Raw genomic sequence first — 382 nt, forward strand, 5'->3', positions numbered from 1 at the left:
CCCTGACCAGCAGCAATGGCGTCGACAATGCGGTCACGGTGGATATCACGGATGCCACCTTGAATCTGGCTGATATCTCGCTGTTTGACCATGCACTGACCGGCACTGGCACGCTGAATGTGGCGAAGAATGATGCCAGCACGGCATTTGATTTCGGCTCTTCAGTGGGCGGCGCATTCAGCGGCATTGTGAACCTGGCGAACTCGACCTTTGCGTTAAACGCGGGCAACACTGCCGCGCTGGCAAATGCCACACTGCAACTCTCAGCCAATAACGTGACCACCGTCGGTACGGATGATCGCACGTTGCACGGCTTGGATCTGAGTGGCGGCACCCTGATTTTTGACGGGGCAGCGCCGCAGTCACAGGCCAGCGGTGTGGT

Annotated in this window: 1 protein-coding gene; it reads left to right on the forward strand. The window is 58.4% G+C overall.

Annotation, left to right across the window (positions count from 1 at the left end; translation table 11 throughout):
* Positions 1–382, forward strand: a 382-nt coding sequence (locus V1952_RS22585) for a hypothetical protein (protein ID WP_420075641.1), incomplete at both ends; no start/stop codon positions are given.

Origin of the sequence: Yersinia sp. 2542 StPb PI, assembly GCF_048593855.1 — a bacterium.
In the GTDB taxonomy this organism is placed as follows: domain Bacteria; phylum Pseudomonadota; class Gammaproteobacteria; order Enterobacterales; family Enterobacteriaceae; genus Yersinia; species Yersinia enterocolitica_E.